Below are 25,993 nucleotides of genomic sequence, written 5' to 3'. Positions count from 1 at the left end.
GGGGGCGGAAACAATGGACCCACACTCCGGTCGACCAGACGATCTCGCGACGCCAGAGCCCGAGGCCGGCGCCGCCGACCAGACCAAGGCGCTGGCGCGCGTCACGCGCCCGCAGCGCGAACCCGCCCCCGTCTTCGGCGGCGAGACCCTGTGGCCCGATACGGACGCGGGTCGCCCCGGCCCCGCCCGGGTCGTCCAGGTGGTCGCGGGCGACTTCCTGCTCACCGTCAATCCGGTGGACGGCAGCGAGGTCGCGCAGTGCCCGCCGGAGGAGCGGCGCACCCCGGTGCGCCGCACCCCGCAGGACCGGCAGCGGCACGCCGAGGCCCGCCGTCCGCAGCTGCCCCCGGGCCCGCGCGCGCCCGAGCTGCCCCTGCTGGAGCGTGACGAGGAGCGGGAGCGGCTCGTCCGGCTGCTCGCCCGCGGCCGCTCGGTCCGGGTCACCGGCCCCTCCGGCGCCGGCCGCAGCTCGCTGCTGGACGTCGTCGCGGCCGCCTGTGCCGATCTCGCGCCCGACGGGATACTGCGGCTGTCCGGCTACCGCCGCACCTCCGCGGACCTGCTGCAGGACCTCTTCACCCTCGTCTACGAGGCCGACGGGTACCGCCCCGACCGCCCGCGGCTGCTGGAGCTGCTGAGCGACGTCGGCGCGATCGTCGTCCTGGACGACCTGGAATTCGGCGGCGCCGCGCTCGAAGAGCTGCTGAACGCCGTGCCGGAGTGCGCCTTCCTGATCACCGCGACCCCGGACGTTGCCGCCCCCGCGTCCGACTCGCTGATCGAAGAGGTCTTCCTGCCCGGCCTCACCCGCGTCGCGTGCCTGGCCCTGCTGGAGCACGTCGTGGAGCGCCCGCTCGACGAGGAGGAGGCCGCCTGGGCTGCCGACCTCTGGTTCGAGTCCGAGGGCCTGCCACTGCGCTTCTTCCAGGCCGGTGCGCTGCTGCGGCAGCGCGACGTCCTGCGCAACCCGATCGACGCGGAGCGGGAGTGGGACGACTCCGTCTGGACCTCGGGCCCCGACTCGGACGGCCCGTTCGACGCCGAGCCCGCCGGCCGCATACCGCTGCCCTCGCTCGCCGAGAGCGCCGCGCCCGCCGAACTGCTCGCGTCCCGGCTGAGCGAGGCGGCCCAGCTGGCGCTGGACTTCGCCGTCGCCCTCGACGGCGAATGCCCGCACCCCTCGCACCTGCCCGCGCTCGTGGGCGACACCCACGGTGACGCCGCGCTCGGCGAGATGGCCTCCTGCGGCCTCGCCGTCCCCGTCGCCTCGCACTACCGGCTCGCCGCCGGCGTACGCCAGCAGCTGTCCGTGGGACTGGCCACGGAAGCCGAGGACGCCGCCCGCGCGCTCGCCGCGGCCCAGCACTACACCTGGTGGGCGGGACACCCCTCGGTCGCCCCCGCGCGGGCCGCCACCGAGGCCGAGGCGATCCTCGCCGCGATGGCCGCCTGCCGCGACGCCGGCCACCCCAGCAACGCCGTCCTCCTCGCCCGCACCGCGGCCCCCGCGTTCGCCGGCGCGCTGCACTGGAGCGCCTGGGAGCGGGCGCTGCGGATCGGTCAGGAATCGGCCCGGCTGGCCGGCGAAGTGGCCGAAGAGGCGTACTTCCATCACGAGTTGGGAGTCCTCGCGCTCTGCACCGGCAATCTCGACCGGGCCCGGGCCGAACTGGAAGCCTCCATAGCCCTGCGCGGGGCGCTCGCCGACCGCCAGGGCACCCTGGTGGGCAGACGGACCCTCGCGCTCGTCAACGACCGCTCCACCGGCTCCGGGGCCCTCACCGTGCCCGGCCTCGGAGTGGAGATACCCGGCGCGGGCCCGGACTTGCACCTCGCGCTGCCGGCCGGTTCCGGCGGCGATTCCCACGAACCTCCCGTCACGGTCATCAGCAAGCGGCTCGCCGCGGCCGGCCCGCCGGCCCGCAGGACTGCACGGACCGTCTTCGGCAACTCCCGCCGCAACCTCCTCGCCGCGGGCGCGGGCGCCGTCCTGGCGGCGGTCGTCGGCACGGTCGTCACGCTCGGCACCTCGGCCGGCAACAGCGAGAACCGCAATGTGCCGAACAATGTGAAGCCCGTCGAGTCCGCCCAGCCGGACGACCAGAACGCCGGCCTCCCGGCAGACCAGCAGACCACGGACGGCAGCACCTCCCCGAAGCCGGGCACCCCCACAACGGGCACCGCCCCGACGACCCCGGGCGGCGCGCCCGCGACGTCGGGCCGACCGGGCACGGTCAAGCCCAGCACGCCTGGCTCCGGCGGAACCAGCGGATCCGCCTCCACCGGAACATCCGGCGGAACGTCCGGCAGTGCCGGGGGGACCGCTGGGGGAGGAACATCGACGGGCACGTCCGGCGGTACCTCAACCGGAACGTCGACGGGCACTTCCGGCGGTACGTCCACGGGCACCTCGACGGGCACCTCCGGCGGTACGTCGACGGGCACCTCGACCGGCACCACCACCGGCGGTACCTCGACCGGAACCACCACCGGCGGTGCTGACAGCGGCACGACGACCGGCACCACCACCGGCGGTACCTCGACCGGTACCACGACCGGCGGCACTTCGACCGGAACCACCACCGGCGGCACTGACGGCGGCACGACGACCGGCACCACCACCGGCGGCACCGGGGGGTAGCAGGGGCCTACCCGTATCCGCTCGTGAGCGGAACGGCCTGCGATCAGAACAGGCGGAGTTTGTCGTCCTCGATGCCGCGCATTGCGTCGTAGTCGAGGACGACGCAGCCGATGCCGCGGTCGGTGGCCAGGACGCGGGCCTGGGGCTTGATTTCCTGGGCGGCGAAGACGCCCTTCACCGGGGCGAGGTGCGGGTCGCGGTTGAGGAGTTCGAGGTAGCGGGTGAGCTGCTCGACGCCGTCGATGTCGCCGCGGCGCTTGAGCTCGACCGCGACCGTCGCGCCCTCGGCGTCCCGGCACAGGATGTCGACCGGGCCGATCGCCGTCATGTACTCGCGCCGGATGAGGGTCCAGCCCGCACCCAGCACTTCCATGCGGTCCGCGAGCAGCTCCTGGAGGTGGGCCTCGACGCCGTCCTTGATGAGGCCGGGGTCGATCCCGAGTTCGTGCGAGGAGTCGTGGAGGACCTCCTCGATGGTGATGATCAGCTGCTCACCGGCCTTGTTCACCACGGTCCAGACACCGTCGTCGCCCACCTTGAGGGTGCACGGCGGGGACATCCAGTTGAGCGGCTTGTAGGCGCGGTCATCGGCGTGGATGGAGACCGAACCGTCAGCCTTCACAAGGAGCAAACGGGTCGCCGACGGAAGGTGGGCGGAGAGCTTGCCCGCGTAGTCCACGGAGCAGCGGGCAATGACGAGGCGCATGGTCGGCAACGCTACTCGACGCCCCGCCCCGCGCGCGATTCGCCCTCAAGAGGAGGGTCCGGGCGACTGTTGAAAATTGGCCGGTTGTGGGCGCTACCTCCTGGTGCGCCAGGACCGTGCCGCCTACCGTTGTATGTGGAAGCCGTCGTGCGGGAGAAGCTCGGCCGGTTTCCGGTCCATGTCCGTCTGGCTCCGCACGTCGCGGGGTCACGAGAGGAGTACCCATGTCGCTCGACGTCTCACCGGCCCTCCTCGAACAGGCCGAGCGAGGCGAGGTCGACGAGAAGGAATTCGTCGACTGCGTCCGGACCTCCCTGCCGTACGCATGGGAGATGATCAGTTCACTGGTGGCGCAACTGAAGGTTGACGGTGGTTCCTTTGCCGACAACCAGGTGCCGCCGCCGGACGAGCAGGCGCGTGGTCAGCTGCTGCGCGCGCTGGCGAGTGACGCGATACGCGGTGCCCTGCAGCGCCATTTCGGGGTCCGACTCGCGTTCCAGAACTGCCACCGGGTAGCGGTTTTCCCGCTCGACCCGGCCGTTGACGGGAGTTACGGGAAGTTTACGTCCGTTCGCTCCCAACTGCTCAACCAGTCACCGGAGTTCAGGGACTGCTGATTCTCATGTGGCAGCGGTTCACGTGCTCCCGCCTCCGGTTCAGGCCAATTGCGGGAGCACGTCGCTGCCCAGTCGCACGACGTTCTCCTCGGTGACGGCCAGATCTCCCGAACCCTCCACCAGGAGCGCGAAGCGGGTGATCCCGGTCCGCTCGGAGGTGGCCGCCAGCCGGTCGGCGCAGTGCTGCGCCGTACCCACCGGATGCAGATCGCAGAGCAACTCCGTGTAGCTGAGCGGGTTCCGCATCGCGCGGGCGCTGCCGTCCACGGTCTGATGTGCGGCGAGCCCGCGTTGCAGCCAGCCGGGCATCGCCTTCACCAGCGCCTCGACCGCGTCCGCGCGGCTGTCCGCGATCTGGACGACGCCCGCCGACACATGTTCGGCGCCGGCTGCCGCGATGACCTCGGGGGAGAGCCCCGTGGCCCGCGCCGTGAGCTGCCAGAGCTCGACCATCCCGGCCTTCTCCTCGTCGCCGCAGTGCATGCCGAGCAGCATCGGCAGGCCGCGCTCCGCGGCCAACCGGACGGAGTTCGGGGAGGTGCAGGCGACCACGACCGGCGGCCCCGGCTCGTCGAGCTCGTCGGGGCGCGGTACGACGGGCACTTCGCGGAACGAGTAGCGCGGCCCGTCCGCCCCGACGCTGGGCTCGCGCAGCCAGCGCGTCAGCAGGTCGAGTGATTCCGGGAAGCCGTGCTCGTACGCTTCGAGACCGCCGCCGAAGACCTCCAGATCCACCCAGGGGCCGCCGCGGCCGACGCCGAGGGTGAACCGGCCGCCGGAGGCTATGTGCAGCAGTGCCGCCTGCTCGCCGAGCGCCACCGGATGGGCGGTCGGCAACACGCTCACCGCCGTGCCGACCCCGATCCTGCTGGTACGGCCCAGCAGGAACGCCGCGAGCGTCACCGCGGACGGACAGACGCCGTACGGAACGAAGTGGTGTTCGGCCAGCCATACGGCGTCCAGCCCCGCGGACTCGGCGAGCTCCGCCGATCGCACCGCCCGGTGCAGCACTTCCCCCTGGCCCTGACCGGGGAACTGAGCCGCGAGAACAAAAGTCCCAACACGCATTGGTCACTCCCTCCTCTACAGGCACTAACGCTTGACACGTGCCAAAGGCACGGCCTCCCGCAGCGATTTCATGATTTTCGGCAACGGGTGCGGACCAGGGCGTAATCGGCGGTACGCCCGCCTGGTGACCCGCCGCGTATTCTGGGACGAGCTGCCCCGATCCGACCGAACCGCGAGGTGTCCCATGTCGCCGCGTCGAAACCACCCGCGCGGTGGTGACAGCCCCGCCGATCGTCCCGGGGAATCGGGTTCCGGCCGTGGTCCTGAGCGTACCGAGACCTGGCAGGGTGAGGAGTGGTCCGTCAGACCAATCGCCGGAAGTGCCGCGGGCAAGAGTTACCGGTGCCCCGGTTGCGACCAGGAGATCCCGCCCGCAGTCGGCCACTTGGTGGCCTGGCCGGAGTACGGCGGTGGCGTCGACGACCGCCGGCACTGGCACCGGGCGTGCTGGAACGCGAAGGACCGCCGCACCACGAGGGTGCAGCGGTCCCGTAACGCGCCGCGCTACTAGAAAGAAGCGCCGTCAGACGTCGCGCTTGGCCAGTACGGCGTAGGCGCCGGCCAGGGCGAGCGCGGTGATGATCGCGAGCAGGCCCAGGCCCGGCCAGCCGGTACTGGTGCCGCCGTCCATCGGGATCCGGTACATCGACGCCAGCCCGTTGAGCGCCGAGTACTTGATCAGGAAGTCGCGCAGCGAGTGCATGCTCTCCGCGAACATGAACAGCGCGAGGATCAGCGGCAGCAGCACCACGCCCATCATGGCCGTGATCGCGCCCGCCGAGTGCCGCAGCAGGGTGCCGACGGCCAGCGAGAGCAGGCCGAGCAGCGCCACGAACAGACCGGCGCCGACGGTGGCTCCCAGCCACTGGCCGCCGTGGGCGACGACCTTGCCGGCCTCGATCGAGCCCTGCATGGCGGAGTCGTCGAGGGCGGAGGACGGGACCTTCTGGTCCGACAGGGCCGCGGAGTTGATGAGCGCGGTGATCCCGCAGGCCGCGGTCGTCGTCACGAACGACAGGCCGAAGAAGACGATCGCCTTGGCCGTGAGCACGCGCGAACGGCTCGGGCAGGCGGTGAACGTCGTGCGGATCATGCCGGTGCTGTACTCGGAGGTCACCACCAGGACGCCGAGCGTGATCACCGCGAGCTGGCCGAGCATCAGCCCGAACAGGCCGCCGCTGAGCAGCGGCGCCCCGACGTAGTCGCTGTGGCTCATCGCCAGGGTCACCAGCATGCCGATGCCGATGACGACGGCGAGCATCACGCTGATCGTCCACACCGTGGAGCGCACCGTGCGGATCTTCGTCCACTCGGACTTCAGGGCGTGCGCGAGCGTGGTGGTCTGCACCGGGATCGGGGACGTGTACTGCTGGGCGTACGCGTAGGGGGCGCCGGGGGCGGGGACGGGGGCGGTCATCGGGCGTCCTCGCTGTCGGACTTGTTGAGGCTGGGAGCGGGGGGAGTCACGGGCGGAGCGGGCGGCGCCGTCGGCGCGACCGGAGCGGCCGGCGGCTGCGCGGGCACGGCGGGGGTCGCCGCGTACGGCTGCGGCGGCGGTCCCGCGGGCTGCTGGCCGTACGGCTGGGCGTAGGGCTGGGCGGGCTGCGCCGGCGGCTGCGTGTACAGCTGTTGCTGGGCCTGCTGCGTGGGCGGCTGGCCCCAGCCGGCGGGCGCCTGCTGCTGGTAACCGGCCGGCGGGTAGCCGCCCTGTGGGTACTGGCCCTGCGGCGGGTAGCCGCCCTGCTGGTAACCCGGCTGCGGGTGCGGGGCGGGCTGCTGCAGTCCCTGGCGCAGGTCCTGCGTGGAGCGGTAGTCCACCGCGCCATTGGTCATCCGCATGTACGCCTCTTCCAACGAGGCCTGGTGCGGCGAGAGCTCCCAGAGGCGTACGTCGATCTCGTGGGCGAGGTCGCTGATCCGCGGCAGCTCCAGGCCGGTGACGCGCAGGGCGCCGTCCTGCTCGGGCTGCACGTGGCCGCCGGCCTCGCTGAGCGCCTTCGACAGCTTCTCGCGCATCCCGGCGTCGTCGGGGGTGCGGACCGTGGCGTGGGCGGTCGAGTTGCGGGAGATGAAGTCCTTGACGCTCATGTCGGCGAGCAGCTGCCCGCGTCCGATCACGATCAAGTGGTCGGCGGTCAGCGCCATCTCGCTCATCAGGTGGCTCGACACGAAGACCGTGCGGCCCTCGGACGCGAGCTTCCGCATGAGGTTGCGGACCCAGAGGATGCCCTCGGGGTCCAGGCCGTTCACCGGTTCGTCGAAGAGCAGCACCTCGGGGTCGCCGAGCAGGGCGCCGGCTATGCCGAGCCGCTGGCCCATGCCGAGGGAGAAGCCCTTGGAGCGGCGCGACGCGACGTCCTGCAGCCCGACGACGCCCAGCACTTCGTCCACCCGGCGGGCCGGGATACCGGACAACTGCGCCAGGCACAGCAGGTGCTGGCGAGCGCTGCGGCCGCCGTGCACGGCCTTGGCGTCGAGGAGTGCGCCGACTCTGCGGGGGGCGTTCGTCAGCTGCCGGTAGGGCTGGCCGCCGATGGTGACGTGACCCGCCGACGGATCGTCCAGGCCCAGGATCATCCGCATGGTGGTGGACTTGCCGGAGCCGTTCGGTCCGAGGAAGCCGGTCACGGCACCCGATCGGACCTGGAACGACAGGTTGTACACAGCCGTCTTCGCGCCATAGCGCTTGGTGAGGCCCGTTGCCTCGATCATGCTTGCCCCTCGCCTTCAACCGGGGCACGTGCCCCCGTGAGGTTTAGGAGGGTACAGGGGCATGAACGGTTCCAGCAGGGGTGTACGTCCGGTACCCCTGCCGGTAGCGCCGGTACCGCTTACGCGTCGCGGTTCTTCAGGACGACGTATCCGCCGATGAGGGCGGCGGCGACCCATGCCGCCATGATCCCGATCCCGGCCCAGGGGCCGTACGGCGCCGCGTTGTCGCTCGACTGCACGACGGTCATGATCTGCTGGCCGGCGCGGTCCGGGAAGTACTTCGCCACGGTCTTCACCTTCGGCACCGCCGACAGGATCGGTGAGATGAGGAAGAAGAACGGCATCAGGAGGCCGAGACCCAGCATCGGGCTGCGCAGCATCGTCGCGACGCCGACGCAGAACAGCACCAGCAGCGTCATGTAGAGGCCGGCGCCGAAGACCGCCCGCAGGACTCCCGGGTCGCCGATCGCCGCACCATGGCTGCCGAGCAGCGCCTGGCCGAGGAAGAACGTGATGAAGCTGGTGACCATCCCGACCACCAGCGCGAGCACGCCGGCCACGGCGACCTTGGAGATGTAGAACGCGGCTCGCTGCGGTACCGCCGCGAGCGACGTACGGATCATGCCGGTGCTGTACTCCGAGGAGATCACGAGCACACCGAAGACGATCAGTGCGAGCTGGCCGAACTGCATGCTGAAGAAGCTGGCGTTCGTCGGGTCGAAGGTGCGCCGTTCGTTCTCGTCCAAGCTGTCGAAGGTGTTGTTGAACACGAGACAGATCAGTGCGCTGATCCCGACGGTGACGATGAACGCCAGCGCCAGGGTCCACACCGTGGACCGTACCGTCCTGATCTTGGTCCATTCCGACTGCAGGACCGCGCCGGGAGCCGCCATGGTCAGGACTCCTTTCCGGTACGGGGAGCGTTGTCGGCGCCGGCAGACCAGCCGGCGCCCCACTGCGGGGCGGCGGCGCCCGTGACGGGTACCACACCGGCCGGGTCGGCGGCGAGGTGCCCGCCCGCGTGGTATTCCACCGAGTCCGCAGTGAGCTGCATGAACGCTTCTTCCAGTGAGGCCCGTTGCGGGCTCAGCTCGTGCAGGGTCAGCTGGTGCTTCGCGGCCAGCTCGCCGATCCGCGCGGGATCGCCGCCCTCGATCTCGAAGGAGCCGTCGCCGGTGACCACAGGGGTGATCTGCGCGGCGGCCAGCGCGTCCCGCAGCCGCTCCGGATCAGGGGTCCTGACCCGGACGTAGGAGCGGGAGTTCGTCGCGATGAAGTCGGCCATCGACGTGTCCGCGAGCAGCCGGCCCTGGCCGATGACGACCAGATGCTCGGCGGTCAGCGCCATCTCGCTCATCAGATGGCTGGAGACGAAGACCGTACGACCCTGGGCGGCCAGATCCTTCATCAGATTGCGGATCCAGTGGATCCCCTCGGGGTCGAGCCCGTTGACCGGCTCGTCGAACATCAGGATCTCGGGGTCGCCGAGCAGGGCGCCCGCGATGCCGAGCCGCTGCCCCATACCCAGCGAGAACCCCTTGGACCGCTTGTTGGCGACCGAGGACAGCCCCACGGTCTCCAGCACCTCGTCGACCCGGGCGGTCGGAATGCGGTTGGACTGCGCGAGGCACAGCAGGTGGTTGTAGGCGGTGCGGCCGCCGTGGATCGCCTTCGCGTCCAGGAGGGCGCCGATGTACTTGAACGGCTCGTTCAGGTCCCGGTAGTGCTTGCCGTCGATGCGGACGGTGCCGGCGGTCGGGTTGTCCAGGTCAAGCATCATCCGCATGGTCGTGGACTTGCCCGCGCCGTTCGGCCCGAGGAAGCCCGTCACCACGCCGGGGCGCACGGTGAACGTGAGGTGGTCGACAGCGGTCTTGTCCCCGTACCGCTTCGTGAGCCCCTGCAGTTCGATCATTTGTCAAATGTAATGTCCGCATTGGCGTCCGTCACGCCAAAAACCCCCATCCGAGGAGGACGGGGGCTTCTGGTGATGGGGGATCAGCGGGGTGGGGTGTGCCCGCTTTCAGGTGTTACCGGCTCTGCTGCGCCGGGACGCCGCGGGAGATCGGCTCCTCGTCGGCCGGGCCGGTGGCCGCGGCCACCGCCGCGCCGGTGAGGGTGGCCAGCATCTCGCGGACGTTGGTCAGCTGGGCGTTGATGCTGTCGCGGCGGTTGGTGAGCGCCGCCAGCTCGCGCTCGGACTCGCTGCGGATCCGGTCGGCCTTCGCGTTCGCGTCCGCGACGATGTCCTCGGACTGCCGCTGGGCCGTCTCCACCGTCTGACGGGCGCGGCGCTCGGCGTCGGTACGGAGCTTCTCGGCCTCCAGGCGGAGCTGCTCGGCGCGGTGCTCGATCTCCGCCAGGCGCTTCTCGGCCTTGGCCTGACGCGAAGCCAGGTCACGCTCGGACTGCTCGCGGCGCTTGGCCAGGTTGGTCTCGAAGTCGGCTGCGGCCTGGGCGGCCTTGGCGCGGGTCTCCTCGAAGAGGGCGTCGGCCTCCTCGCGCTTGGCCTGGGCGTCCTTCTGGGCCTCGCCACGCAGCTGCGTGGAGTCGGACTTCGCCTTGTCGACGATCCGGGCGCCCTCGTCCTCGGCCTTGGACTTGCGGTCCGCGGCGAAGGTCTCGGCGTCGTTGCGCACCTGGTTGGCGGCGGACTCCGCGAGCTCGCGGTGCTGCTCGGCGGCGCGACGGGCCTCCTCACGAAGGTCCTTCGCCTCCTCCTCGGCGAGGCGGAGGATCTTCTCGACGCGGGCGCCGAGGCCGGCGTACGACGGCTCAGCGTCGTTGACCTGCGCCTGCGCATTCTGGGTCTCGAGGTGGAGCTCCTCGATGCGCTTCTCCAGCGCGGTGATCCGGGTCAGTGCGCTATCACGGTCGGCGACGAGCTTGGTGATGCGGTCGTCCACCTGACCGCGGTCATATCCGCGCCGAACGAGTTCGAAGCCGAAGGGGGAGGAGGTGTCACTCATGGGGTTCCTGTCAATTCAGACCGGGTGAGGTGATAGAGGGAATCCTAGGGGCCCGGACGGCGTGTCACCGAGCCATTGCCTATTAGGTATGGAGAATGTCCGCTCAATCGAGTGGAGCATCGTCGTTGCGCTTGCCCCCCGAACGGGTGGTTCCGGCCCCCGCACCGGCGGTCACCGCGTTCTTCCCGGCTCCAGGGGTCTCGAATGACTCCAACGCCTCCAGGACGTCCTGGACACGGGAGATCTCGGCATTGATGTCCTGTCGGCGGCGCACCAGAATCTCCAACTCGCGCTTCCCCTCGGTGACGGTACGCTCCGCCTCGGCCCGGGCCTCCCCCTTGACCCGCTCCGCTTCGCGCTCCGCGTCGGCCTTCTTCTGCTCCGCTTCCTTGAGCAGCCCCTCGGCCTTCTTCACGGCGGCGATCCGTACCTTGCTCGCCTCGGACGAGGCCATGGACTTGAGCTCCTCGGCCTTCTCCTCGGCCTCGGTGAGCTGCTCGGTGGCGGCGGCCACCAGCTTGTCGACGCGCTCGCCGGCCGTCCGCATCTGCTCGGAGGACTCCTTGCGGGCCCGCTCGTGCAGCTCTTCGACCTCGGACTCGACGCGCGTGCGGAGCTCTTCGGTGCGCTCTCTTATCGACGTGGCGTCCCGGCGCGCCTCGCCGAGCAGGGTGTCCGCGTCCGTACGGGCCCGCTCCACCAGGCCGTTGCACTCCAACGTCGCCTCGGCGAAGATCCGCTCGGCCTCGGTGCGGGCGGCGCCGACCATGGTGTCGGACTGCTCCTCGGCGGCCGCCCCGATCCGTACCGCCTCGGCCTGCGCCTTGGCGATCAGTTCATCGGCCTGCTCGGCGGCCTCGCTGCGGCGGCGGTTGGCGTCCTCGCGGGCCTCGTCGCGGATCCGGTCGGCCTCCGCGCGGGTCGCCTCCGACTCGCGTTCGGCGGTGTCCAGCGCGTCCTTGGCGAGGATGCCGAGGCGTTCGGCCTCCTCGCGGGCCTTGGTGATCAGCTGGTCGGCCTGGCCCGCTGCCTCGGTACGGCGGCGGTTGGCGTCGTCACGGGACTCCGTGCGCAGCTGCTCGGATTCCTCGATCGCCTCGGAAACGGTGCGCTCCGCCAGCGACTTGGCGGCGTCCGTCTCGTCCTTGGCGTCGCGGCGGATCCGCGCGGCGTCCTCGGCGGCCCGTTCCCGTTCGGAGTTCGCGTCCGCGTGCAGCCGGTCGGCCTCGCCCTGGGCCTCGGTACGCAGCCGGTCGGCGGCGTGCTCGGCGGCGGAGCGCAGTCCGGCGATCTCCTCGTCGGCCTGCTCGTGCAGATGTGCGACGGCGTCGCGGACCTGCTGGGCGGTCTGCTCGGCGGCGGCGACCAGTTCGGTGGCACGCGATTCTGCCTCGGCGACCAGTCGGTCGGCCTCGACCCCGGCCTCCTGGACCCGGGTGCGGGCCGACGCGAGCAACTCCTCGCTCTCCCGGCGGGCCTGGGCCCGTTCCTGATCGGCCTCGCCGCGCGCGGCTTCGAGCAGCTCCTCGGCCTCGCGGCGGCGGCGGGCCGCCTCCTCCTGGGCGGCGGCCAGCGCCTCGGCGGCCTCGGTGCCGGTCCGCTCGGCGGCCGCGGCGGCCTCCGCGCGCAGCCGGTCCGCGGTCTCCTGCGCCTCGGCGCGCAGCTGTTCGGCCTCGGTCGCGGCCTCGGTACGCAGCCGCACCGCGATCGTCTCGGCCTCGGCACGGGTCTGCGACGCGTCGGCCGCGGCCTCGTCGCGCAGCCGTACCGTTTCGGCCTCGGCCTGCTCCTGCAGGACCCGGACCCGCTCGGCGGTCTCGTTCCGCAGCCGCTCCGCCTCGTCGGCGGCCTCGCGGCGCAGCCGTTCCGCCTCGCCGCGGGCGTCGCGCAGCGCCTGCTCGGCGGTGGTGACGCGCTGCTCGGCCTCTTCGCGCAGCCGCACCAGCTCCGCTTCGGCCTCGGCGCGCAGCCGCAGCGCGGTCTGCTCGGCCTCGCCGCGCTGGCGCAGCGCGTCCGCCTCGGCGTCCTCCTTGACCTGGCCGGCCTGCTGCTCGGCCTCGCCGCGCAGCGTCTCGGCCTCGGCGCGGGCCCGCTCCAGGGCCTCCTCGGCCTTCTTGTTCAGCAGGGAGGCACGCTCGGTGGAGTCGGCCCGCATCCGGTCGGCCTCGGTGGACGCGCCCTGGCGCATCTCGTCGCCGTCCGCCTTCGCCTTGGCCAGCAGGCCCTCGGCGGTCCTGGCGGCCTCCTCGATCTGCTGGACGGCCTCACGGCGGGCCTCGCCGCGGATCCGCTCGCCCTCGGCGACCGCGTCGGCCCGCAGCTGCTCGGCCTCGCCGCGCAGCCTGCGCGCCTCCTCCTGCAGCTCGACGGTCTTGGCCCGGTACTCCTCGGTGTCGTCCTGCGCGGCGCCCCGCAGCTCCTGAGCGGACGCCTCGGCCTGGCCGCGCAGCCGCTCGGCCTCCGCCTCGGCCTCGCCGCGGATGCGTTCGGCCTCCTCGGCGGCGGCCCTGGTGGTGGACTGGGCGTCCTGGGACGCCTTCGTCAGCACCTCCTCGGCGCTCCTGGCGGCCTGCGCCAGCTGCGCCGCGGCATCCTCGGACGCGGCGGACCTGGCCCTCTCCTGGGCCTCGGCGCGGACCCGCTCCGCGTCGGCGATCGCGTCGGCGCGGACCTGCTCGGCCTCGGCCTTGGCGGCCTCCGACTCCTTGGTCGCCTCCGTCACCATGCGGGCGATCTCGGCGCGGGCGGTACGGGTGCGCTGCTCGTTCTCGGCCTCGGCGGTGGACAGCCGCTTCGTGGCGGCCGCGTTGGCCTCCTCGCGCAGCCGCTCGGCCTCCGCACGGGCCTCGCGCAGCGAGTCGTCGGCCTCGCGCATCCGCTCCTGGGCGAGCCGGGTCAGCTCGGTGGCCTCCTGGCGGGCCGCGTCGGACTCGCTGAGGGTGGACGTCCGCAGCTGCTCGGCCTGGCTGCTGGCTTCCTGCGCCTGGTTGGAGGCGGCGTTGAGCAGCCGTTCCGCGTCGGTCCTGGCGCGCCGCAGCAGCTGCTCGGCCTCGGACTTCGCGGACTCCGCCTCGGCGGTGAGCCGCTCGCGGGTCTGCTCGGCGATCCGCGTCGCCTCGGCGCGGGCGGCGGCGAGCGCCGCCTCGGACTCGGCGCGGGTCTCGTCCAGCAGCCGGCGGGCCTGGGACTCGCTGCGGGCCCGCAGTTGCTCGGCCCAGGCCACGTTCTCGTTGACATGGGTCTCGACGGTGGCCCGGCGCTCGCCCAGCTCCTCGTCGAGCTGGCGGCGCCTGGCCACCGCCTCGGCGTGCCATTCGGCCTCGAAGCGGGACTGCCGCTCGGCCTGTTCCTGCAGCAGGCGCTGGGTGGCGGCCCGCGCCTCGCGCAGCTCTCGCTCAGCGTCGGTCCGCAGCTGGTCCGCCTGGATCTGGGCGTTGCGCAGCAGCTGGTCGGCCTGGTGGCCGATGTTGTCGTAGGCGGGACGGGAGGCCAGATTGCGGCGTGCCTCGTGAAGTTTGGCGCGCAAAACCTCGACCTGGTAGCCCAGGTCGTCGGCGTGCTCGACGGCCTTACCCCGCTCGGTGCGAAGCCGCTCCATCTCGGCTTCGAACAGCGAGAGGTGATCGTCGGCCTCGTAGCGGTCGTTGCCCCGCACTCCGCGGTCCCATCCGTCCCCTGGCGTTCTCACCCGCCAACCGGGTGAGACTCTCCGGAGCCCTGTTTGAGCAGAGCCCTATGGAGAAGTGTGTCTGATCCACGCCGTGGAGCGGGCCGGTACCCCACGCCCACCCCGGTCGGCTGGGCCACTCTACCGGCCCAAGGGGGGCTGGGGTCAGTGGTCCTTGGCGGCGGTGACCAGCTCGGTGAGGACACCATGGCAGTCCTTGGGGTGCAGGAACGTGATCCGTGACCCCATGGAGCCGATCCGCGGCTCTTCGTAGAGCACCCGGACGCCCTTCCCGGCGATGTCCGCGGCGTCGGCGTCCACATCCGCGGTACCGAAGGCGATGTGGTGGACGCCCTCGCCGTTCTTGGCCAGCCATTTACCCACCGCGGAGTCCTCGCGGGTCGGTTCCAGCAGCTGGAGATAGGAGGCGCCGCCGTCGGAGGTCTCGTTGATCTTGAGCATGGCCTCCCGGACACCCTGCTCCTCGTTCACCTCGGAGTGGTGGACCTCGAAGCCGTACGTGGCGCGGTAGAACTCGACAGTGGCGTCGAGATCGAAGCACGCGATACCGATGTGGTCGATGCGAGTCAGCATGGGAACAGTGCACCGCTACCGGACCCGGTAACGCAACGTGCGCGCGATCACACGTTCCGCCCGATGACCGCGCGCTTACCGCTCAGTACATTGACGGTAACCCTCGTTAACTTCTCTCTTCCTCTGCTGAAGGGGCCGCACCATGAGCCAGCCACGTACGTCCGTGATCGTCGCAGGTGCCAGAACTCCGATGGGAAGGCTGCTCGGATCCTTGCGATCCTTTAGCGGCGCCGACCTCGGCGGTGTCGCGATCAAGGCGGCACTCGACCGCGCCGGGATCGGCGGCGACCAGGTGCAGTACGTCATCATGGGCCAGGTACTGCAGGCCGGCGCCGGCCAGATCCCGGCCCGCCAGGCCGCCGTCAAGGGCGGCATCCCGATGAACGTCCCGGCCCTGACGATCAACAAGGTCTGCCTCTCCGGCCTCGACGCGATCGCCCTCGCCGACCAGCTGATCCGCGCCGGCGAGTTCGACATCGTCGTCGCCGGCGGCCAGGAGTCGATGACCAACGCCCCGCACCTGCTGCCGAAGTCCCGCGAGGGCTTCAAGTACGGCGCGATCGAAATGCTCGACTCGATGGCGTACGACGGCCTCACCGACTCCTTCGAGAACATTCCGATGGGGGAGTCGACCGAGAAGCACAACACCCGCCTCGGCATCGGGCGTGCGGCCCAGGACGAGATCGCGGCCCAGTCCCACCAGCGCGCCGCGGCCGCGCAGAAGAACGGCCTGTTCGAGGCCGAGATCACCCCCGTCGAGATCCCGCAGCGCAAGGGCGAGCCGGTGATCTTCAGCCAGGACGAGGGGATCCGCGCCGAGACCACCACGGAATCGCTCGCCAAACTCCGTCCCGCCTTCACCAAGGACGGCACGATCACCGCCGGCACCTCCTCGCAGATCTCCGACGGCGCCGCCGCGGTGGTCGTCATGAGCAAGGCGAAGGCCGAGGAGCTGGGCCTGGAGTGGATCGCCGAGATCGGCGCGCACGGCAACGTCGCGGGCCCGGACAACTCGCTGCAGTCCCAGCCCTCCAACGCCATCGCGCACGCGCTGGCCAAGGACGGTCTGACCGTGCAGGATCTGGACCTGATCGAGATCAACGAGGCGTTCGCCGCGGTCGCCGTGCAGTCGATGAAGGACCTCGGCGTGACACCTGAAAAGGTGAACGTCAACGGTGGTGCGATCGCCCTGGGTCACCCGATCGGGATGTCCGGGGCGCGGGTCGTCCTGCACCTCGCGCTGGAGCTCAAGCGGCGCGGCGGCGGAACGGGCGCAGCTGCGCTCTGCGGCGGAGGCGGCCAGGGCGACGCCCTGATCATCCGGGTCCCCGGCAAGTAGTCGAACAACGGCGCAACTGGCACCACCCTCCGGCGAGTGAGCCGAAGGGGCGCGTCGCTGTCGAAAAGGAGAGCGCGCGGAGGTCGCGAGGAACGAGCGACCGAGCACGGTCGACTGTCGACAGCGGCTGGAGCGCCCCGGAGGCGAACCGAGCCCCGAAAAATGAGGAGCGCGAAGCGATGGACGTCGCCACGCTGGTCGAGCAGGCGCGGGAGGGCAGGCCGCGGGCCGTGGCCCGGCTGATCTCGCTGGTGGAGGGGGCGTCCCCGCAGCTGCGTGAGGTGATGTCCGCGCTCGCGCCGCTCTCCGGCGGCGCGTACGTGGTCGGTCTGACGGGCTCGCCGGGCGTGGGCAAGTCCACGTCGACGTCCGCACTGGTCACCGCGTACCGCAAGCGCGGCAAGCGGGTCGGGGTGCTGGCGGTGGATCCGTCCTCGCCGTTCTCCGGCGGAGCCCTGCTCGGTGACCGGGTGCGGATGTCGGAGCACGCCTCCGACCCCGGCGTCTACATCCGCTCGATGGCGACCCGGGGCCACCTCGGGGGGCTGGCCTGGTCGGCGCCGCAGGCGATCCGGGTGCTCGACGCGGCCGGCTGCGAGGTGATCCTCGTCGAGACGGTCGGCGTCGGGCAGTCCGAGGTGGAGATCGCCGCCCAGGCGGACACCTGCGTGGTGCTGCTCGCGCCGGGCATGGGTGACGGGATCCAGGCCGCGAAGGCCGGGATCCTGGAGATCGGTGATGTCTACGTGGTCAACAAGGCCGACCGGGACGGCGCCGACTCCACCGCGCGCGAGCTGAACCACATGCTCGGGCTGGGCGAGTCGCGCGGCCCGGGGGACTGGCGTCCGCCGATCATCAAGACGATCGCGGCCCGCAGCGAGGGCATCGACGAGGTCGTCGAGGCCCTGGAGAAGCACCGCGCCTGGATGGAGGAGCACGGCGTCCTGGACGCCCGCCGCCGGCGCCGGGCCGCCAACGAGGTGGAGAACATCGCGGTCACCGCGCTGCGCGAGCGGATCGGCGACCTGCACGGCGACAGGCGGCTGGACGCCCTCGCCGAACGGATCATGGCGGGCGAACTCGACCCGTACGGCGCGGCGGACGAGCTGATCAAGAGCGTCACGCAGGCGTAGCACGGTCCCAAGCGGCCGCCCGGTTCCAACGCGGGGGCCGGGATCGCAGGCGTGGGGGTCCGAAATGCTGCCGTGTATTTGTGGGCCGCCAGGCACGTAAATATACGATTTCGGACCCCCACGCCGGAGAGCCCGGCCCCGACCGCACCAACGACCCCCGCCTCCGGCAGGGAATTACGCCCGGCCGCGCGCCGCGCGCAGATGCTCGGCGATCGGCAGCAGCGCCTTGTGCAGCGCCGCCAGGTTCTCCGCCGGCAGCAGGTCGATGAAGTTCTCCCGGACCGATGCCACGTGATGAGGCGCGACCTTGCGCATCGTGTCCCAGCCGAGCTCGGTGAGCACGGCGTACAGCCCCCGGCGGTCGGACTCGCAGTTCTCCCGCCGGACCAGGCCGGTGGTCTCCATCCGGGTGATCTGGTGGGAGAGCCGGCTCTTGGACTGAAGAGTGACGCGTGCGAGATCGCTCATCCGCATGCGCCGGTCGTCGGACTCCGAGAGATTGACCAGGATCTCGTAGTCGTTGTTGGTGAGGCCGAACGGCTGCAGGTCACGTTCCAGCTGGTGCATCAGCAGTCGGCTGACGTCGAGATGGGTGCGCCATGCGCATTGCTCGTCCTCGGTGAGCCACTTGGTGCCGTTCTCAGTCTCCATGGGAGAAATTCTACAGGTAGTTGAAACCCGTATGAACGGGCCCCGTAGTCAACCGGTCACAGCCCGGCATTGTTACCCTCCGGTCACTCCGCTCGCGGCCGGACGGTCGCACCGTTCACAGCCCGGACGGTCGCGCCGTTCACAGCCCGGACGGTCGCGCCGTTCGGGCCGCGAGCGGCCCGAACGAGCACACCCCTCACAGCCCGAAGCGCCGCTGGAGATCGCCCAGCTGCCCCGGCAGCCGTGGCACCTGTCCCTGCTGTCCCTGCTGGCCGGGCACGCCCGCGCCCGGCACGCCGGGCCCCGCGGAGGCCGGTACGCCCCCGGTCGCCGTCTCCGGCATCAGGACCTCGGTGGACTGCAGCAGCACCTGTCCCGCTCCGACGAACTCGAACTGGTGCTCCTCGCCCGACGTCCCGCCGATCCCGGTGAGCGCCCGCAGGCCGCCGAGGACGCCGCGCATGTAGCCGTGGTCGTAGTGGTGGCAGGGGGAGGGGCAGTCCGCCCAGCCGACCAGCGCCTGCGGGTCCACCCGGATCGGCGGCTCCACGAAGTGCACCGCCCCGTTCGAGGCGGCGACGAACTTGCCGGTCCCGATCAGGGTGAGGAAGCCGGGGATGATCGACTGCTTGAGCGCCAGGCCGGGCTGGAAGGCCAGCAGGTTGCCCGAGCGGATCGTCAGGTTGCCGTCCTCCAGGTCGAACGAGTTGATGTCGTACGCCCGGTCCGCGAGCAGCAGCTTGCCCTGGCCCTCGGCGACCACCCAGTCCGCGGCGTGCATCGGCGAGTGGAAGTTGGCGGCGACCAGCCGGTCGAGCCGGCCGTGGCCGATGCCGTGGAAGTCGATCTGCCCGTAATAGGCGATCATCTTCCCCTTCTGCAGGAACCACTGCCCCTTGAGCTCGACGCTGAACGCGTACGGGTTGACGTTGTCGTCGACCGGCAGCGTGTGCGGATCATGAATGACGGGCCCACCGGCCATCGCGCTCACAGCTTGTCCTCCGACGCCTGTACGTACACCGTGCCCTGGCCCGACAGTTCCAGCTGGAACGCCTCGCCCGAGCCCCGCCCCACCATGTCCCGCCAGCCCAGCGCCGTGGACAGCTTGTTGCGTACGTCGCCGCGGTGCGCGACGTACGCCTGCGGGTCGACGTGCACCGGGCCCTGGTGGGTGATCGGCAGCTCGATGACGCCGCCGTGCGCCATGACGGCGACCGAACCCTTGCCCTGCAGGGTGGTGGTGAAGAGCCCCTGGCCGGTGACCTGGCCGCGGATCACGCCCATGACACCGCCCTGCGAGCCCATGAACATCGTGGACTGCTGCAGCGTCCCGTCGAAGGCCAGCAGCCGGTCCGCCTCGACATAGAGCGTCTCGCCGCTGAGATCGATGGTGTGGATGTGGTGGCCGCCGTGCCCGAACATCACCGAGCCCTGGCCTTCGACGGTCATCAGCGGCGTCGCCTCGTTGGCGACCCGCCGGCCGATCATCGAGGCGATACCGCCCTGGCCGCCCTGGATGTTCGGTGTGAAGGAGACCTCGCCGCGGTAGGCGAGCATCGCGCCGCGCTGGCTGAACAGCCGCTGGCCGGGGAGGATCTGCGCCTCGACCATCTTGGAATTGATCTTGGTGAACGGCACTAGAGCTGTCCCCCGATCGTGTTGCGCTCGCTGGGCTGCACGTAGACCAGCCCCTCGCCCTCGAAACGGATCTGGAAGCTCTCCCCGGACCCCTCGCCCATCACCGTCCGCCAGCTGATGCCGGTCTGGAAGTGCTGCTGCAGGTTGCCGGTGTGCGCCACGTAGGCGCCGGGGTCGACCTGCAGCGGCATGCCCGCCGAGACCCGCAGCACGATCGCCGGACCGTCCGAGGTGATCGCGGCCTGGCCGACGCCCTCGACGGTCGTGGTGAACAGGCCGTTGCCCTGGCTCGCGCCGCGCAGCCCGGTGAAGGTGGTGCCGGTGCGCAGCGCGGGGTCGGTCGCCAGCAGGTTGCTGGCCTCGACGTAGAGCTTCTCGCCGTTCAGCCGCACCAGGTTGATCTCACTCGCACGGTCGGCGAAATAGCACGTGCCGTGCCCCTTCACCTCCATGACCTCCATGGATTCGCCGGTGAGCCGGCGGGTCACCATGCCGCGGATCCCCTCACCGCCCCCCGACATCTTTTTGAACGCCATCTGGCCGTCGTAGGCCACCATCGCGCCGTTCTTCGCCTTGACGGCATCGCCGGTCATCTCCACGGCGAGTACCTTGCTGCCCTGCAATCGGAACATGGCCACGGTCAGAAACTATCCGTCCGTACGGGAGCCGTCACCGGCTTCGGATGAACCGGCTCTTCTCCGGCGGCCACCTCGACCTCCAGCAGTGACGCGCCGCGCCGCTCGGCCTCGAAGGCCTCGACTCCGCCGCGCAGCCCGAACAGCCGCTTGGACAGCGCGATCCACAGCACCGCGAGGATGTTGAGCGTCAGCGTCGCGATCTTGACCCAGCTGACCTTCTCGGTCAGCTCGTAGATCTCCAGCGGCAGGAAGGCGGCGGTCGCGACGACCGTCAGGTACTCCGCCCAGCGCTTGCCCCACCAGAGCCCGAACGCCTCGACGATCTCGATGAGCGCGTACACGAGCAGCGCGACGGCGACGATCACCAGCGTCGAGTGCTTGTAGTCGAAGGTCTTGCGGATGGTGTCCACGACCGGTGAGTGCTCGAGGTCGTAGTGGAAGTGCCTCGCGACCGGGCCGAAGACCGAGAGCTGGTCCTCGAAGAGCTTGCGGACGGAGTCCTGGGAGTTGCTGAACTTCCACACCGCCCACGCGGCGAGCACGATGAAGACCCCGCGCACCATCCGCTCGGCCGCCAGGAAGCGCAGGATGAACAGATCGCGCAGCGCCCGCCCGCGCGGTACCTCGGGCGCCCGGTCGGCCGGGCCCGAGCCGTGCGGCTCGCCGAGCGCGAAGTCGCCGCAGCGCAGGCAGCGCCAGACCTCGCCGACGGCCGTGGTGGCGTGCAGCCGCTCGCGCAGGTGGGTCTCGTCCGGCGCGTAGGTGATGTGGCCCCGGCGCGAGCAGTGGCGCCGGTCCCAGTCGAACTTCATCGGTGCCATTCCCCCGGTTGTCGTCGTCCGTCGGTGTCTTTCGCGTGTTCTACGTGGAGGGGGACGCTATCGCCCTCCCTCCGGTTCTCGACCCCCGGGGCGGGCCAGGGGGAGACGGCGGCGATAATGGACGGGCCTTGTGATCACGTTCACAAGAATCGCCCCCGTCGATGATGAGGAATCTGTGGACATCAAGACCGCCTCCGCCCTGCGCCGGCTCCGCCTGGTCTCCGCCCCCGAGGCGGTCTCCTTCCTGCTGCTGCTGGTCTGCTCGATCCTCAAGCGCACCACCGACTTCAACGCCGTCCCGGTCATGGGCATGGTCCACGGGGTGCTGTTCGTCCTCTATGTGGTCCTGTGGGCGTTCGCCTGGAACCGGGCGAAGTGGACCTTCGGCCGTGCCGCGCTCTACGCGGTGCTGTCCGTGCTGCCCACCGGCGGCTTCTTCGCCGAGCGCATGCTGCGCCGCGAGGCCGAGTCGGAGATCATCGCGGCCCGCGCCCGCCAGGAAGGCGTCGTCGCGTGATCGTCGCCTTCTCGGTCTCCCCGCTGGGTGTCGGCGAGGACGTGGGCGAGTACGTCGCCGACGCCGTCCGCGTCGTCCGGGAGTCCGGTCTCCCGAACCGCACCGATGCGATGTTCACCTCCATCGAGGGTGAGTGGGACGAGGTGATGGACGTCGTCAAGCGCGCCGTCGCCGCCGTCGAGGCCCGCGCCCCGCGGGTCTCCCTCGTGCTGAAGGCCGACATCCGGCCGGGCGTGACGGACGGGATGACGTCGAAGGTCGAGACCGTCGAGCGGTACCTCGCCCCGTAACGCCCTCTCGCCCCGTAGCCCCCTGACGAGGGCCCTGCCCGACGAAGAGCCCGCTACGCCCCGCCCGTGGCGAGCGTGAGCCCGAGCGGGGTCCTTTCGTACAGCACCCGGTGGCCGTAGCGGTGCGAGGTGAGCAGGCCCGAGTCGCGCAGTACGGACAGATGGGCGGAGACGGACGACAGCGCCAGGTCGTGCCGGCGGGCCAGCGCGCTGGTGGTCGCGGGCGAGTCGAGGTTGGTGAGGATCGCCGCCCGGTTGGGTCCCAGCAGCCGGATCAGCGCCTCGGCGGGCGCGGGCCCCGGCACGGTCCACAAGGTGGCGGTGCCGCGCGCCGGATAGACCAGCGTGGCCTGCCAGGGCGGGTCGAAGCCGCTCACCACGTCCGGCCGGACGAAGACACTGGGTACCAGCAGCAGGCCGTCGCCCCCCAGCGCCCTGACGTGGTCGGCTGGCCGGTCCACCGTGAGCGTGCCGTCCGACCAGCTGACCTTGGGGTGCAGATCGGCGAAGAGCCGCTCGGGGCCGCCGTCGGCCAGCCGCCGGGAGTGGAAGGCCACATCGGCCTCCAGCACGGAGCGCATCCGGGGCCAGAACGGGGCGAGGAGCGTGTCCCAGACCCGGGCCATCAGCTCCGCGAGCTCGTCCACCGTCCGCGCCGGGTCGGCGAGCAGCGCCCGGCCGCACGCGCTGTCGGCGGCGCCCGGGGTGACCGCCAGCGCCCTGGCCAGGTCGGCGCGGGCCACGGCCGGATCGGTGCCGCGGACCCGCGCCAGTTCCTCGTCGATCGTCGCGAAGACCCCGTCGGGCGGCGGGCACAGGAAATCGGGGTTGTGGCCGCGCCGCGGCATCACCAGCTGGAACGGAGTGAGATCGAGCCCGCGGGCCACCGACCGGACCTGGCGCAGCCACGGCAGATGACACCCCTGGCGCGCGGGTGTCCGGAGGGTGCGGATGGCCTCCTGGGTCTCCCAGAGCGGTGAGATCGCGAACCGCGAGGACAGCAGATCGTCGGCCAGGAAGTGCATGTGGAACGGCATGACATCTCCCAAGTTTCGTTTTCAGCCGAAACAGTAGAAGCCATGTCCCGATGTCCGCCAGGCTGCGTCCATGACAACGGAAAACTCAGACTCGGGACTTCAGAAAAGTGACGAGCCGACATGCGACGGGACAGCGGGGGCGACGGCCGATCCCGTCGCGCCGCAGCCCGTCGGATATCGCACGGTATTCGCGGTCCGTGAGTTCCGGCCGATCTTCGTCGCGCACGTACTGTCCATGTTCGGCAGCTTCTTCGCCGAGGTCGCGCTGGCGGTACTGGTGTTCCAACGGACGGGGTCACCGTTGCTGACGTCGCTGATCTTCGCGCTCGGCATGCTGCCGTACGCGCTCAGCGGCGTGCTGCTGTCGGGGGTCTCCGACCGGTACCCGGCCCGCCGGGTACTCGTGACGTGCGACCTGCTCTGCGCGGCCTGCGTCGGCGTTCTGGCGCTTCCGTTCACGCCGCTGGCGCTGCTCTTCCTGCTGCGCGCGGTCCTCGCGATGATCACGCCGCTCTTCCAGGGAACGCGGGCCGCGAGCCTCGCCGACATCCTGGAGGGCGATGTCTACGTCCTGGGGCGTTCGCTGCTCAGGATCGTCTCGCAGAGCGCGCAGATCGTCGGGTTCGGGATCGGCGGCCTGGTGCTGGTGGTGCTGTCGCCGCGCGCCGCGCTCACCGTGGCTGTGGGGACGTTCCTCTGCTCGGCCGCGCTGCTGCGCTTCGGCACCCTGAACCGGCCCGCGCGGGTCACCGGCAGCGGCTCGATGATGCGGCAGTCGCTGCTCGGCGCCCGCCAGTTGCTGAGCCACCGCCGGATCCGGGCGCTGCTGCTGTGGTGGTGGGTGCCGCCGATGTTCTTCGCGGTGGCCGAGGGGCTGGCGACCCCGTTTGCCGCCGCGGCAGGCGCCGGTTCCGCCGGGGTCGGCCTGCTGCTGGCGGCGATGCCGGCCGGGACGGTGGTCAGCGAGCTGGCGGCCGGCACGCTGCTGTCGCCGGCCGCCCGCACCTGGATCGCGATGCCGCTGGCGGGCCTCGCCCTGGTGCCGATGGCGCTGTTCGCCTTCCACCCTCCGCTCGTGGTGGCCATCGGCATCATGCTGGTGGTGGGGTTGTGCTCGGCCTACGCGCTCGGCATGGACAAGTGGTTCGTCGAGGCGGTGCCGGAGGAGATGCGCGGGCAGGCGATGTCGCTGCTGGGCGCGGGCATGATGACGCTCCAGGGCCTCGGCATGGCGGTCGGCGGCGCGATCGCCGAGGTGGCTCCGCCGTTCGCGGTGATCGCCGGGGCCGGGATGCTCGGCACGGTGAGCACCCTGCTGGTACTGCGGTCCGTGGCGGCGACCGGCCGCGGCGCCGTGGAGGCGGTCTGACGGACCCCACACCTTTGCCGCTGGTCGACGCGCGTAAACATCCCCCGTGAGCACCGGCCGGTTCCCTTCCGGCCGGTTCCGCGCCGTACGGTCCGGCGCCGTACGTTCAGCGGCGCCGTACGGTCCGGCGCCCTACGTTCAGCGCTGTGCGTTTCAGTGCCGCACGGTTCAACGTCGCGCCAGGTAGGCGTGCATCGCCCGGTGCAGGGTCTTGTTGACCGCGCCCTGCAGTGGTAGTTCCCACTCGCCGAGCGTCTCGACCGCATCGCCACCGGTGCCGAGCTTCCAGCGCAGCAGGCCGAACGAGCGCGTGTCCGGGTCCAGGCTGTCCGGTACGCCCCGCATGTCGTACACGGACGCGCCCAGCGCGTGCGCGTCGCAGATCATCCGCCACTGCAGCGCGTTGCTCGGCCGCACCTCGCGGCGGTGGTCGGCGGAGGCGCCCGTCTGGTACCAGACCCGGGAGCCGTCCGGCGAGACGAGCAGGGTGTGCGCGGCGAGGATCTCGCCGCCGTGGCGGGCCGTGTAGAGCCGCATGGAGCCCGGCCGTTCCGCGTTCAGCACCTCGTACTGGCGCAGGTAGTAGGCCAGGTCGCGCCCCAGCCGGAAGCCGTCGCGCCGCTCGGTGACGCCCAGCAGTTCATGGAAGGCCGTCATCTCCTCCACGCCTCCGATGCCGGTCTCCACCCCCGACTTGGCGGCCTTCTTGATGTTCCGCCGCCACTCCTGGTTCAGCCCGGTCCACAGGTCGTCCAGGCCGCGGCCGGCCAGGGACATCTCGAAGACCAGCCGGGGCTGGGCGTCCCCGTTGTAGCCGTCCTCGCCGCCGCGCCGCCAGCCCGCCTCACGCAGCCGGTCCGCGACCGCGGCGCCCAGCGGGTCCACCAGGTCCGGCAGGACGTCGCCCATCCGGCGGCCGGGCGCCACCGCCTCCTTGAGGGTGCGCGCCGACCACCGCCGGTACGGCAGCGGCGGCCCCATCCGTACGGCGAAGGCGCCGGTGCCGCGCAGATGGTCCAGCAGCGGTTCCAGCCACCGCTCCAGGTCCGGCGCCGACCAGTCCAGCACCGGGCCCTCCGGGAGGTACACAAAGGATCTCCGGGTGCCGGGCAGCTGCCGGTAGAGCGCGAGCGCCGAGCCCACCATCGCCCCGGTGTCGTCGAACCAGCCCAGACTCTCGGCGGACCAGCCGGGTTTGACCCGGGCCCAGGACGGGCTCTGCAGGAAACTGACCGCGCGCGGTCCGCGCCGCCGCACGAACGCGAGGTGCTCGTCCTCGGTGACGGGACGCAGCCTGATCTGCGGCGCCGGGCCGGGGAAGACGCTGCGGGCGGAGTCCTGGTGGGTGGTCATCGTCAAGGCTCGTCCTCCACGGTGCGGTGGGCCTGGCGGCCCGCTCACCTGTCTCACGCCCCACCCACCCCCGATGTGACAGAGATGTTCGCGACAGCGCCCACCGGTTTCCCAAGAGGCACCGCGACAGGCAGACTTCGGCGACTGCGCGGCGGCCGGCCGCGCCCGGCCGGGGAGCACAACGGGTGACATCAGCAGTGGGCAATGACGCGGGGACCGACGATCCCGGCGGC

General features: G+C 71.2%; 24 protein-coding genes. 8 read left to right on the top strand and 16 right to left on the bottom strand.

All coding sequences use genetic code 11. The annotated features are described in order from the left end of the window. Nucleotides 1-13: 13 nt before the first annotated feature. Nucleotides 14-2,641 carry an ATP-binding protein gene (locus tag AC07DC_RS30265; RefSeq protein ID WP_478917661.1) on the top strand — a complete coding sequence of 876 codons (2,628 nt, stop codon included), beginning with the start codon at nucleotides 14-16 and terminating at the stop codon, nucleotides 2,639-2,641. 43 nt (nucleotides 2,642-2,684) lie between these two features. On the opposite strand, the gene nucS is transcribed toward AC07DC_RS30265, so the two are convergent. Next, on the bottom strand, nucleotides 2,685-3,347 hold the full coding sequence (gene nucS / locus AC07DC_RS30260; RefSeq protein ID WP_478917660.1) for an endonuclease NucS: 663 nt from the start codon (nucleotides 3,345-3,347) through the stop codon (nucleotides 2,685-2,687). Nucleotides 3,348-3,571: 224 nt separating this feature from the next. On the opposite strand from nucS, the gene AC07DC_RS30255 reads away from it, so the two are divergent. Beyond that, entirely contained in the window at nucleotides 3,572-3,964 is a 393-nt protein-coding gene (locus AC07DC_RS30255) for an SCO5389 family protein (RefSeq protein WP_138357354.1), read from the top strand. A gap of 39 nt (nucleotides 3,965-4,003) precedes the next feature. On the opposite strand, the gene AC07DC_RS30250 is transcribed toward AC07DC_RS30255, so the two are convergent. Beyond that, nucleotides 4,004-5,032 carry an LLM class flavin-dependent oxidoreductase gene (locus tag AC07DC_RS30250; protein WP_478917659.1) on the bottom strand — a complete coding sequence of 343 codons (1,029 nt, stop codon included), beginning with the start codon at nucleotides 5,030-5,032 and terminating at the stop codon, nucleotides 4,004-4,006. Nucleotides 5,033-5,216: 184 nt separating this feature from the next. On the opposite strand from AC07DC_RS30250, the gene AC07DC_RS30245 reads away from it, so the two are divergent. Then, nucleotides 5,217-5,543, top strand: coding sequence for an ATP/GTP-binding protein (locus AC07DC_RS30245; RefSeq protein WP_138357356.1), 327 nt, complete (start codon nucleotides 5,217-5,219; stop codon nucleotides 5,541-5,543). 12 nt (nucleotides 5,544-5,555) lie between these two features. Here AC07DC_RS30245 and AC07DC_RS30240 read toward each other — a convergent pair whose 3' ends face one another. From AC07DC_RS30240 to mce, 7 genes are all read right to left on the bottom strand, one after another. Then, nucleotides 5,556-6,449, bottom strand: a complete 894-nt coding sequence (locus tag AC07DC_RS30240; protein WP_478917658.1) for an ABC transporter permease — start codon at nucleotides 6,447-6,449, stop codon at nucleotides 5,556-5,558. Next, nucleotides 6,446-7,744, bottom strand: a complete 1,299-nt coding sequence (locus AC07DC_RS30235) for an ATP-binding cassette domain-containing protein (protein ID WP_478917657.1) — start codon at nucleotides 7,742-7,744, stop codon at nucleotides 6,446-6,448. Before AC07DC_RS30235 ends, AC07DC_RS30240 begins: the two co-directional genes overlap by 4 nt. 119 nt (nucleotides 7,745-7,863) lie before the next feature. Then, on the bottom strand, nucleotides 7,864-8,637 hold the full coding sequence (locus AC07DC_RS30230; RefSeq protein ID WP_478917656.1) for an ABC transporter permease: 774 nt from the start codon (nucleotides 8,635-8,637) through the stop codon (nucleotides 7,864-7,866). A gap of 2 nt (nucleotides 8,638-8,639) precedes the next feature. Continuing rightward, nucleotides 8,640-9,659: an ABC transporter ATP-binding protein gene (locus AC07DC_RS30225; RefSeq protein ID WP_478917655.1), complete on the bottom strand. Its 1,020-nt coding sequence runs from the start codon at nucleotides 9,657-9,659 to the stop codon at nucleotides 8,640-8,642. Between the two features lie 115 nt (nucleotides 9,660-9,774). Next, complete coding sequence (locus AC07DC_RS30220) at nucleotides 9,775-10,713, bottom strand: coiled-coil domain-containing protein (RefSeq protein ID WP_138357149.1); 939 nt, start codon at nucleotides 10,711-10,713, stop codon at nucleotides 9,775-9,777. Between the two features lie 103 nt (nucleotides 10,714-10,816). Then, complete coding sequence (gene scy, locus AC07DC_RS30215) at nucleotides 10,817-14,368, bottom strand: polarized growth protein Scy (protein ID WP_478917654.1); 3,552 nt, start codon at nucleotides 14,366-14,368, stop codon at nucleotides 10,817-10,819. A 177-nt stretch (nucleotides 14,369-14,545) separates the two neighbouring features. Next, nucleotides 14,546-14,974 (bottom strand): methylmalonyl-CoA epimerase, encoded by a 429-nt coding sequence (mce, locus tag AC07DC_RS30210; RefSeq protein WP_478917653.1) that lies wholly within the window; start codon nucleotides 14,972-14,974, stop codon nucleotides 14,546-14,548. Nucleotides 14,975-15,137: 163 nt separating this feature from the next. Here mce and AC07DC_RS30205 point away from each other — a divergent pair, with 163 nt between their 5' ends. Both AC07DC_RS30205 and meaB read left to right on the top strand, forming a co-directional pair. Then, nucleotides 15,138-16,313, top strand: coding sequence for an acetyl-CoA C-acetyltransferase (locus AC07DC_RS30205; protein WP_478917731.1), 1,176 nt, complete (start codon nucleotides 15,138-15,140; stop codon nucleotides 16,311-16,313). 179 nt (nucleotides 16,314-16,492) lie between these two features. Next, a complete protein-coding gene (meaB, locus tag AC07DC_RS30200; RefSeq protein ID WP_478917652.1) occupies nucleotides 16,493-17,446 on the top strand; it encodes a methylmalonyl Co-A mutase-associated GTPase MeaB in 954 nt (317 codons plus the stop codon). A 174-nt stretch (nucleotides 17,447-17,620) separates the two neighbouring features. Here the strand turns inward: meaB and AC07DC_RS30195 are convergent, their stop codons facing one another. The 5 genes from AC07DC_RS30195 to AC07DC_RS30175 form a co-directional block, all read right to left on the bottom strand. Beyond that, a complete protein-coding gene (locus tag AC07DC_RS30195) occupies nucleotides 17,621-18,097 on the bottom strand; it encodes a MarR family winged helix-turn-helix transcriptional regulator (RefSeq protein ID WP_478917651.1) in 477 nt (158 codons plus the stop codon). A 196-nt stretch (nucleotides 18,098-18,293) separates the two neighbouring features. Next, entirely contained in the window at nucleotides 18,294-19,079 is a 786-nt protein-coding gene (locus tag AC07DC_RS30190; protein ID WP_478917730.1) for an AIM24 family protein, read from the bottom strand. A gap of 5 nt (nucleotides 19,080-19,084) precedes the next feature. After that, nucleotides 19,085-19,735 (bottom strand): AIM24 family protein, encoded by a 651-nt coding sequence (locus AC07DC_RS30185; protein WP_138357144.1) that lies wholly within the window; start codon nucleotides 19,733-19,735, stop codon nucleotides 19,085-19,087. Then, a complete protein-coding gene (locus AC07DC_RS30180; protein WP_478917650.1) occupies nucleotides 19,735-20,373 on the bottom strand; it encodes an AIM24 family protein in 639 nt (212 codons plus the stop codon). The genes AC07DC_RS30185 and AC07DC_RS30180 overlap by 1 nt, the downstream gene beginning before the upstream one ends. Nucleotides 20,374-20,375: 2 nt before the next feature. Beyond that, a complete protein-coding gene (locus AC07DC_RS30175) occupies nucleotides 20,376-21,185 on the bottom strand; it encodes a DUF2127 domain-containing protein (RefSeq protein WP_478917729.1) in 810 nt (269 codons plus the stop codon). A gap of 184 nt (nucleotides 21,186-21,369) precedes the next feature. On the opposite strand from AC07DC_RS30175, the gene AC07DC_RS30170 reads away from it, so the two are divergent. Further along, entirely contained in the window at nucleotides 21,370-21,711 is a 342-nt protein-coding gene (locus AC07DC_RS30170; RefSeq protein WP_478917649.1) for a DUF3817 domain-containing protein, read from the top strand. After that, nucleotides 21,708-22,001 carry an MTH1187 family thiamine-binding protein gene (locus AC07DC_RS30165; protein WP_283464599.1) on the top strand — a complete coding sequence of 98 codons (294 nt, stop codon included), beginning with the start codon at nucleotides 21,708-21,710 and terminating at the stop codon, nucleotides 21,999-22,001. The genes AC07DC_RS30170 and AC07DC_RS30165 overlap by 4 nt, the downstream gene beginning before the upstream one ends. 53 nt (nucleotides 22,002-22,054) lie before the next feature. Here the strand turns inward: AC07DC_RS30165 and AC07DC_RS30160 are convergent, their stop codons facing one another. Further along, nucleotides 22,055-23,038, bottom strand: a complete 984-nt coding sequence (locus AC07DC_RS30160) for an ArsR/SmtB family transcription factor (RefSeq protein WP_478917648.1) — start codon at nucleotides 23,036-23,038, stop codon at nucleotides 22,055-22,057. A 70-nt stretch (nucleotides 23,039-23,108) separates the two neighbouring features. On the opposite strand from AC07DC_RS30160, the gene AC07DC_RS30155 reads away from it, so the two are divergent. Further along, entirely contained in the window at nucleotides 23,109-24,407 is a 1,299-nt protein-coding gene (locus AC07DC_RS30155) for an MFS transporter (protein WP_478917647.1), read from the top strand. 168 nt (nucleotides 24,408-24,575) lie between these two features. Here the strand turns inward: AC07DC_RS30155 and AC07DC_RS30150 are convergent, their stop codons facing one another. Continuing rightward, nucleotides 24,576-25,760 (bottom strand): lipid II:glycine glycyltransferase FemX, encoded by a 1,185-nt coding sequence (locus AC07DC_RS30150; protein WP_478917646.1) that lies wholly within the window; start codon nucleotides 25,758-25,760, stop codon nucleotides 24,576-24,578. Nucleotides 25,761-25,993 lie beyond the last annotated feature (233 nt).

The organism is Streptomyces sp. NPDC045021, from assembly GCF_056432645.1.
This window is presented reverse-complemented; position numbering and strand designations above follow the sequence as displayed.